General features: G+C 55.1%; 5 protein-coding genes and 2 pseudogenes. 5 read left to right on the forward strand and 2 right to left on the reverse strand.

From position 1 onward, the window contains the following. From ACLP2E_RS08425 to ACLP2E_RS08440, 4 genes and pseudogenes are all read left to right on the forward strand, one after another. A partial coding sequence (locus ACLP2E_RS08425) for a Shedu immune nuclease family protein (RefSeq protein ID WP_442465661.1) occupies positions 1–1,185 on the forward strand: 1,185 nt, incomplete at its 5' end. Positions 1,186–1,376: 191 nt separating this feature from the next. Next, the gene (locus ACLP2E_RS08430; protein WP_442465662.1) at positions 1,377–1,733 is read left to right on the forward strand and encodes a hypothetical protein; all 357 of its coding nucleotides are present in this window, start codon (positions 1,377–1,379) and stop codon (positions 1,731–1,733) included. 282 nt (positions 1,734–2,015) lie between these two features. Next, a pseudogene (locus tag ACLP2E_RS08435) lies at positions 2,016–2,984 on the forward strand (restriction endonuclease); the annotation flags it as partial. A 324-nt stretch (positions 2,985–3,308) separates the two neighbouring features. Further along, positions 3,309–6,887 (forward strand): type ISP restriction/modification enzyme, encoded by a 3,579-nt coding sequence (locus ACLP2E_RS08440; RefSeq protein WP_442465665.1) that lies wholly within the window; start codon positions 3,309–3,311, stop codon positions 6,885–6,887. Positions 6,888–7,200: 313 nt separating this feature from the next. On the opposite strand, the gene ACLP2E_RS08445 is transcribed toward ACLP2E_RS08440, so the two are convergent. Continuing rightward, positions 7,201–7,407 (reverse strand): hypothetical protein, encoded by a 207-nt coding sequence (locus tag ACLP2E_RS08445; RefSeq protein ID WP_442465663.1) that lies wholly within the window; start codon positions 7,405–7,407, stop codon positions 7,201–7,203. A 720-nt stretch (positions 7,408–8,127) separates the two neighbouring features. On the opposite strand from ACLP2E_RS08445, the gene ACLP2E_RS08450 reads away from it, so the two are divergent. Next, positions 8,128–8,613 carry a J domain-containing protein gene (locus tag ACLP2E_RS08450; RefSeq protein ID WP_442465664.1) on the forward strand — a complete coding sequence of 162 codons (486 nt, stop codon included), beginning with the start codon at positions 8,128–8,130 and terminating at the stop codon, positions 8,611–8,613. Here ACLP2E_RS08450 and ACLP2E_RS08455 read toward each other — a convergent pair. Further along, positions 8,593–8,971, reverse strand: a pseudogene (locus ACLP2E_RS08455) (hypothetical protein); the annotation flags it as partial. The gene ACLP2E_RS08450 and the pseudogene ACLP2E_RS08455 sit on opposite strands and share 21 nt — an antisense overlap.

Here is an 8,971-nt window from a genome sequence, read left to right on the forward strand (position 1 = left end):
CACGAAATTTGGGACTCACAGATCATGAGCGACGAAAGCGAATACTCCTTTTTCAAGCTACGCAAACAGGCCAAGACATATATTTCTAAAGTGTTTAACTTCAATAGCCAAAACCATGAGCGCCTACGTCAGGTAAAAATGGTTATTGAGGGAAACGATCAATTGCATTTTGGCGAGATTGAAGGTGCAATGTGCCTTCGCCTAACGGGTAACACACGAAAGACGCAGGTATCCGCCCTTATTACCCAAGACGATAGGAAAATTAAGCGACTCACTATTCAAACCTTCAAAACACGTGCGGGCGACTGGATTGAGGCTTTCGAGAAGGATGAGTTCACCTTCCGGACCGACGAGTTCGAACGGCTTTTAGCCTTTTTGTCCCAGATTGAATTCATAGACCTGTCGAACGAAGACAGATTTCAGATTGATGACATTTCTACGAAGGCGGGTCCGAAGGCTATAATTGATGCCTCAGATCGCGGACTTATTGACCGCATTACGAGCATGGAGGAGGAACAAAGGAATAAGCTTTTGCACGCCCTCCAACAGTCATTGACTGCGGAAGAGATCAACATTCTTCTTGGGCGCAGGCAAGGGATGAAGGATTATGAAAACCACATCCTCCTCAATGATTGGAGTGAATCGCAGTGGCAAGACTACTTTGAGCGCGAACAGTGGGTATTCGGATATGGGCTTGATTATCGCGTGATGCGACAATTTAGCCGAGAAGCGACGGTTGGTGGCGGAGGCAGCGACAACAAGAATAAGCCTGTGATCGACTTCCTCATGACTTTTACGGACTATACAGTGCTCGTTGAGATCAAGAAGCCAGACACCCCAATTTTTAGGACCAGTCGTGGAGGGCGAGCCGGAACATGGGAATTCAGTTCAGACTTTGTGAGCGCTGTTTCTCAGATATTGGAACAGAAGGCAGAATGGCTCTCTTACGCTCAAACTGGCGAGCATTATAACAAGTCGGGCACCGAGGCTCTGGCTGCGCGGACCAGAAACGCAAAGTGCATATTAGTTATAGGGTCGCGTGATGAGTTCTCACGTGCCGGAAACCCCCGAGCTGCGAACGTGATGCGCGATACCTTTGAGCTATTCCGTCGCGAGAATCGTAGTATCGATATCGTTACGTTTGATGAAATGCTTGAGCGGGCTCGCTTTATCACTCATAGCTGATATCTGTGTTATTCCTATTGTGGTGTCTAAGTTGAAGCAGAAAATAACTTGTTTTACAGCGACATTGCTCTGATTTGATTGGCTTGCAAACTGATCGGCTTCCAATCGTAACTCTGAAAATTTGATCTGAATTACGTTTTTGATGTTCGAAGTGTTGATAAATACTATTCTACGCGGGTGATATAAAAGTGATGTCTATTTACATATACGATCAACGAAATTTGCACGACCGTGGGGCGAATACATTTTTCGTCGATTGGTTTAGTGGCTCCTTCGAGGCGGCGCTGCGCATACTCAACCGGCTCGGTGACGCGACCTCCGAGGCCACGCAGTTCTGGACAGTGGGCCAGTTCGACGATGACGAAACGGGACTTGCGTTTTTCCAGATATGGAAAAACGCTAAAATTGTGGATGGGCGAATCGTCGTTCCCGACATCATTGCATTGCAATGGCTCCGTGACCAAAACGTTCGTGTCGTTGAATGCGTGGAAATGGTGTTCTGGTCGAAAAAGAGTCGCGCTGACTTTATCGCCCAGACAGACCCCTGATCGGCCAAATGATTGGGGCTGATAGGGCATTCGCGCGAAGGCTGGAACTGCGGCACCGTGATAACCCCGTGCAAATCGGCAGGACGCCGATGGCCGTATCAATCCTAAACCTATAGTTTGGCACCTGAATTCCGAATCAGAACATTGAGTGACGGTGCATCGATGCCGACCAACCTCCGCCAGATTCTCGAAAAATATCGCGCAAATGCTGCATCGGAGAGGGAAAAGGGCACCTATTTCGAGCATCTTACCAAAATCTGGTTGTAAAACGCGCCGACCCAACGCGCGCAATTTTCGCGCGTCCTGACTTTCGGCGACTGGGCAAAGGAAAACCGACAAGATCAGCGCGACACCGGTATCGACCTCGTGGCGCAACTTGCCGACAGTCCCGACGACTGGTGCGCGATCCAATGCAAATTTTATCGCGAAGGCTACCGCATCCAGAAAGCGGATATTGACAGCTTTTTCACGGCGTCGGGGAAACGCCCGTTCACACGACGCTTGATTGTGGACACGACCGACGCTCAATGGAGTGAACACGCCGACGAGGCGTTGCACAATCAAATCGTTGAAACAACCCGAGTTGGCCTCAGCGATTTGGAAGACAGCGGAATCGATTGGGCGGCTTTTGCCCGCAACAAGTCGGTGCAACTCGTCGAGAAAAAACACCCGCGACAGCATCAAATTGAAGCCTTGGCGGCGGTGCGCGAAGGCTTACAGGATGCAGATCGCGGCAAGCTCATTATGGCCTGCGGCACTGGTAAGACATACACCGCGTTGCAGATCGCTGAAGCGCTGGCTGGCAAGGGCGGGCGGGTCCTATTTCTCGTCCCGTCGTTGTCGCTCATGTCGCAGACAATCCGCGAATGGTCGATTGATTGCACCATTCCGCTTCGATCCTTCGCCGTCTGTTCGGACGTGCAGGTCGGCGTTCGTAAAGTGAAAAACGACGATCTTGCGGACATGGATGTTCATGATCTGGAAATACCAGCTACGACGCACGGCGCGAAACTCGGCGCCAAAGCCAATGCGCCCGATCCCGAACGGATGACCGTCGTCTTTTCGACCTATCAATCCATTCAGGCGATCCACGACGCGCAGGCCAAATTCGGCTTACCGGGATTTGACCTGATTGTTTGCGACGAAGCGCACCGGACCACGGGCGTCACCCTTTCGGGAGAAGACGAAAGCAATTTCGTCCGGGTGCATGACGCCGAATATATCAGGGGCAAAAAGCGCGTCTATATGACCGCGACCCCACGCATCTTCGGCGAAGCGGTCAAAAAGACCGCCGAAGATGCCGACGCCGTTTTGTGTTCGATGGACGATCCCACCAAGTTCGGCGAAACGCTGTTTACCAGAAACTTTTCATGGGCTGTCCAGAACGGCCTTTTGACCGATTACAAAGTGATCGTGCTGGCGGTGGACGAAGAATCGGTCAGTGCCAGCCTGCAAAAGCGTCTCGCCGACGAAAATAGCGAATTGGTGCTGGATGACGCCACGAAAATTGTCGGCTGTTATAAGGCCCTTACCAAGGCCGATTTGAAGCCCGATGTTGCGGGCGACACCGGACCGATGCGCCGCGCATTGGCGTTCGCGCGCGACATCAAGCGCTCAAAGCTGGTCCAATCCGAATTCGAGCGTGTGGCCGAGGATTGGCGCGACGCGCTCGACCCCAAAGTCGCCGAAACGATTCCGCCTTTGGAATGCGAGGTCGAGCATGTGGACGGCGGGTTTAGCGCGCATGCCCGCAATTCTCTTCTGTCGTGGCTGAAAGAGGATACTGGCGCCGATGGCCCTTGCCGCATCCTGACCAACGCACGGTGCCTGTCAGAAGGCGTGGACGTTCCCGCGCTCGACGCGATCCTTTTCCTGCATCCTCGAAAATCGCAGATCGACGTGGTGCAATCGGTCGGGCGCGTTATGCGCCGCGCCGAAGGCAAAAAGATGGGCTACGTGATTTTACCAGTCGGAGTTCCGGCTGGCGTCGAGCCCGAAAAAGCCTTGGACGATAACGACAAATACAAGGTTGTTTGGCAGATTTTGAACGCCCTGCGAGCCCATGACGACCGGCTGGATGCGACAATCAACAAGATCGATCTCGGCGTCGATCCGGGCGACCGCATCGAGATTATCGCCGTCACCAACACGCTACCGAAGCGCGCCGCAGCCTGCGGAACCGGACTTGATATTGGTAAGGGCGGCGGCGCAGGCGACGTCGATCCGGGAGACACCCTGACCAGCGGCGTCATCCCCCAAACCCAGATGACCTTCGGATTCGACGAGTTCTCGAAAGCCATCATGGCGCGCATCGTCAAAAAATGCGGCACACGCGCCTATTGGGAAGACTGGGCGAAGGATGTTGCCCGGATCGCGGAAGTGCATGTCACCCGCATCCGCGCGGCGGTGAAGGCGGCGGGCTCAGAGGAGAAGCACGCTTTCGAGACCTTCCTCGCCGAAATCCGCGATGATCTAAACGACAGTATCACCGAGGAAGAAGCGATTGAGATGCTTGCCCAGCATCTCATTACCCGCCCGGTCTTCGATGCGCTTTTCGAGGGCTACAGCTTCGCCCAGAACAACCCGGTCTCCAAAGCCCTCCAAGGCGTTCTCGACGTTTTGGACCGGCAAAATTTGGAGAAGGAGGCCGAAAGCCTCAACAAATTTTACGCCAGCGTGAAAATGCGCGCGCAGGGCATCGAGGACGCCGCCGCCAAACAGAAGATCGTCGTCGAACTCTACGACAAATTCTTCAAGGCGGCCTTTCCCAAGCTTACTGCGCGACTGGGCATCGTCTACACACCGGTTGAAGTGGTCGATTTCATCATCAAGTCCGTCGATGAGGTGCTGCAATCCGAATTCGACCAGACCCTCGGCAGCGAAGGCGTTCACATCATCGATCCATTCGTCGGCACCGGCACGTTCATCACTCGCCTGATGCAGTCGGGGCTGATTAAGCCTGAGCAGATGCCGCACAAATACCGGAACGAAATCCACGCCAACGAGATTGTGCTGCTGGCCTATTACATCGCCGCCATCAACATCGAGGCGGTCTATCACGAGCAGATGAGCGGGGCATACGAACCCTTCCCCGGCATCTGTCTGACCGACACGTTTCAACTTTATGAGAATAATCGTGACCTTGTCAGCGACATGCTTGCGGTCAACACCGACCGTCGTGCGCGGCAGAAGGAACTTGACATTCGGGTGATCATAGGCAATCCGCCTTATTCGGCGGGGCAGAACAGCGCGAACGATAACGCGGCTAACCTCGACTATCCGAGACTCGATAGCCGCATTCGCGAGACCTACGCGGCACGGTCCGAGGCAATCAATAAGAACGCGCTCTATGACAGCTACATCCGCGCCATCCGCTGGGCGAGCGACCGCATTGGCGAGAATGGCGTGATCGGCTTCGTCACCAATGCAGGCTGGATCGATTCCGCTGTCGCCAATGGGTTGCGCAAGTGTCTGGCTGAGGAGTTCTCCAGCCTGCACATTTTCCATCTTCGCGGTAACCAGCGCACATCGGGCGAGCGATCCCGCAGGGAAGGCGGCAAAATTTTCGGCCAAGGCAGCCGCACGCCGGTTGCCATCGCCATTTTGGTCAAGAACCCGGCCTCGGCGGAAAAGGGCGCGATCCGTTTTCACGACATTGGTGACTATCTGACGCGCGACCAGAAGCTCGCCATCACAGAACGCTTCGGTAGCATTGGCGGGGTTTCGGCTGCAAATGGCTGGCTGAAAGTCACTCCGGACGAACATGGTGATTGGCTGAAACAGCGCGATGACAGTTTCGATCAGTTCATTGTCCTTGGCGACAAGGACGATACCAATGAGAGCGCGTTGTTTGCGAACTTTTCGTCCGGCCTGAAAACCCAGCGCGATGCTTGGGCTTTCAATTCAAGCCGAACAACATTGGCTGAGACCATGCGTGGGATGATCGGTTTCTACAACGCCGAACTTCAGCGTTTCAACGCCGCACATCCGAGGGCTGATCGCAAAACGCGCGCCGAAAAAGTCGATGGCTTTGTCGATGCCGATGCGAAGAACATCAGTTGGACGCGCGCGCTGAAGGCAGATTTAGCTAAGGCCAAGAGCTTCGCGTTTGAGGAAGCATGCCTCGCGCCAAGCCTGTATCGGCCTTTCACGAGGCAATGGCTCTACTATAGTCGCCACTTCAACGAGATGGTCTATCAGATGCCCCGCCTTTTCCCAATGGGCGAGGCGGCGGCGGAAAACCTGATGATTTGCATGTCGGGCGGCGGCGAGAAAGTGCCTTTTTCGGTTCTGCTTGCGGACCGACTGCCAAGCCTTCATATGGCAGATATTGAGGGGTCACAATGCTTTCCTCGCTACCTCTATGACAAGAAAGGCGACGAGGAAGCGGATGAACCGCAGGGAATGCTCTTCAACAGTGATGCATCACCCCAGCGCGTCCGCCGCGACGCCATCACCGACGAAGGCCTGAAGCATTTCACCGATGCCTATCCGGGTGACGCGATCACCAAGGACGACCTGTTTTATTATGTCTATGGCCTGCTGCACTCTGAGGAGTATCGCGAACGCTATGCCGATAACCTCTCGAAGCAGTTGCCGCGCATCCCACGGATGAAGCGCGCCGAGGATTTCCGCGCCTTCGTCGAGGCCGGTCGTCGGCTTGGTGACCTGCATGTGAATTACGAGACCGCCGAACCTTACGCGGTGACGATCAAGGAAGGCGACTTGCGCCTCGCCCATATCCCCGACCCGGTCGCCTATTTCCGCGTTGAGAAAATGAAATTTGCCGGAAAGCGTCCGGGGCTGGACAAAACCACAGTCATTTACAATCCACGCATCACGATCACGGAAATCCCGCTCGAAGCTTACGACTACGTTGTCAACGGCAAGCCCGCGCTGGAATGGGTGATGGAGCGGCAATGCGTGAAGACAGACCCCGCCAGCGGCATCGTCAATGACGCCAACGCCTATGCCAACGAAACGGTCGGCGATCCGGCCTACCCGTTCAAGTTATTTTGCCGCGTGATCACGGTCAGCCTCGAAACAATGAGGATCGTGCGCGGTCTTCCTCCACTCGATATTTTGGAGCCGGGCGCCACAGCAGAGCCAAAGGAAATGGTCGAGCGTCAGTCGGAACCCCTTTCCTTCGCATAAAAGACGATTTTGGACGGGATCACGGCACATCCGTGGCCCGCCCCGTCCCAAACGCGCGGTGATCCCTCCAATCGGGCGTCAATGCCACCCTACGACCTCCGCAGCCCCTGCATAACCATTTCCGCGAGCCTGCTACCTTCGGGAAAAACATTTCGTCGGGCAAGGCGAGAGCGTCGAAGGAAATTGAGACGGAGCGCTGGCATTTCGATTCCGTGCAGGTGACCCAAACCGCGCGGAGACCCATCGAGCGCAGATGGCCGATGGTTGGCGGATTGAATGGTGGGGCGGAGTTCGTCACGGACCGCGCATACACCTAATTGGTCTTCGGGGCATCACCCGGCCACACCGGCGTGACACCCACGTTTCTCCCACCGCATGCAGGACAAATCATCAGCTCTTGAATTTTCGCCAGAGTCGTCGCTGACGGCAGCATGGTGATCGGAGCATCCCAACTCTCGCCGCATCGTAAACATGACGCTTCGATTTTTTCCACGCCATGCATGAGAAGATCGGCGACCATGATTGCCGAAGGCTCGACCCTTCGCATTATCGGCCCTCAAGGTAACGCGTGGCCGTGTCCGATTTGGGCCGATGCTTGGCGCGCCTATTCACTTCCGCGCGAACGCGAGCCCAATGACCTGCGGGGCGATCTCCATCGATCACTTTGTGGGCGAGTTCGGCGATGACCCACCTCCGTGCTTCGAGATAAGCGGATTCGCCAAATGTTTTGATCATGGCGGCAGCATCGCTTTCGATCAGCGCTCGTTCCTCTCGTTTCTTTTTTAGCCAAGCGAAAAACATGAGCGTCTAACCGGGAATCGAATGGACCAATTCATCGCACGAAATTCCAGTGACGAAAAAGGCGGGACTGAACATTTCGACGTAAGGCTGCACGAAAGACGCTTGGCGTGGACCGGTCCATGGTAAAGCTTGTGCTTCTTCGTTTATGAGGGAATCACCGGTGAAAACATTGATTGCAGCACTTTTCGCGTTTTCGGCTGTCGCTCTGACGCCCATCGCTTTCGCATCGACTGCCGAAGCCGGGTGGGGCCACCATAGCCATTATGGTCACCACCATCGCGGCGAAACATGCTGGCGGACGAATCGCCACACCGGCGCGCATTTCCGCATTTGTTGAGAACCGTCCACGGGGGCGGAGGCCGCATTTTTTGGTGCGGCCTTTTGCCGCGACCCGATTCCGAAACATCGTCTCACGCACGGCGAATAGAAGAGCAGACAAATGGCGAACGGAAATGAATGGAGTGAATGGGTCGTGTGGGACGCGTTCACGAAAAGCGAAGGGCGCGCTCCGATTACGAAATTTCGGCAAGCTAAGCATTGCATGAACGCGTTGCTTGCAGAGCCCTTCGACGAGAAGATTGGCTGGTTTGAACTGATGCCGCTCCTCAAAAATGGGCGCGTTGAGGCCCGCCGTGACGTGATGATTTTTTCGCCAGAACAATGGGAAATCGAGAAGTGCGAACTCATGGCGCGGCCCAAACCAGAAAGGGCGGCCCCTTGGGGTGTAAGCCTACATCAAGCGCACCGACTAACTTTGGGGCTACCGCCTAACGGCCCCCTCTCCGAAGATGGTATAAGGAACGCATTCCGCCGCGCCGCCAAAAAAGCACACCCAGATGTAGGTGGCAGCGACGAGGAATATCAACGGATTACGGACGCACAGGAAGCATTGCTTCAGAGCGTTTCACCACGACACGTCACATAATTCGCCAGCCTTTCGCCAGTTCTCCCAGATCGCCGATTGAGCGTCATCGAGGTCGATCTTCCCTTGGCAGACGAGGGATGACAAGCAAGTTTCAATGGCGTCCTTTTCACGGGCTTCGTCAATTGGTTGAAGCGCGAGGTTCCGCTCATCAATGACGGCGCCGCCGAGGGCGAGCGGAATTTTATGATCCAACTCGTATTGATTTCGACGCTCGATAGGCTCGCCGATGGCCGCCAGCATTTCCGCCTTGATCCGCTTCATGTCCGCGACATAGGGACGCACCGTCCGGGTCCATCCGGTCGTGCAGATCGTGTCCGCGATCGTCGGCTGTGGGTGGAGCTGCCCGGGTCGAAAATGG

Source organism: Rhodoblastus sp. (assembly GCF_052145335.1).
Taxonomy (GTDB): Bacteria; Pseudomonadota; Alphaproteobacteria; order Rhizobiales; family Beijerinckiaceae; genus Rhodoblastus.

Excerpts from the sequence above, each read along its gene's own strand:
- ACLP2E_RS08440 (WP_442465665.1), top strand. The coding sequence starts at position 3,309 with ATGCGCCGCGCATTGGCGTTCGCGCGCGACATCAAGCGCTCAAAGCTG.
- ACLP2E_RS08445 (WP_442465663.1), bottom strand. The coding sequence starts at position 7,407 with ATGGTCGCCGATCTTCTCATGCATGGCGTGGAAAAAATCGAAGCGTCA.
- ACLP2E_RS08450 (WP_442465664.1), top strand. The coding sequence starts at position 8,128 with ATGGCGAACGGAAATGAATGGAGTGAATGGGTCGTGTGGGACGCGTTC.
- ACLP2E_RS08430 (WP_442465662.1), top strand. The coding sequence starts at position 1,377 with ATGTCTATTTACATATACGATCAACGAAATTTGCACGACCGTGGGGCG.